Source organism: Kocuria coralli (genome assembly GCF_008831305.1).
Lineage (GTDB): Bacteria > Actinomycetota > Actinomycetes > Actinomycetales > Micrococcaceae > Kocuria > Kocuria coralli.
The window spans coordinates 1-256 of the sequence record NZ_ML708668.1 but is presented as its reverse complement, the minus strand read 5'-3'; the positions used below and the strand labels follow the sequence as shown (position 1 = coordinate 256).

The following is a 256-nucleotide window of genomic DNA, read 5'->3' as shown; positions in this document are numbered from 1 at the left end:
AGGCATCGGTAGCCGTAAAATCACGTATCGTTTGCGCGACTGGTTGTTCAGTAGACAACGTTATTGGGGTGAACCAATTCCAGTTATCCACTGGGAAGACGGGGAAACAACGCTTGTACCAGAAGAAGAACTACCACTACTTCTGCCAAAAGCAACAGAAATCAAACCATCAGGAACAGGCGAATCACCACTTGCCAACTTGCATGATTGGGTAAACGTAACAGACGAAAATGGACGTAAAGGTCGTCGTGAAACA

Annotated in this window: 1 protein-coding gene; it reads left to right on the top strand. The window is 46.1% G+C overall.

Going from position 1 to position 256, the window contains the following annotated elements:
- The coding region (locus FCK90_RS15275) for a class I tRNA ligase family protein (RefSeq protein ID WP_158035151.1) at window positions 1-256 on the top strand (256 nt) is incomplete at both ends.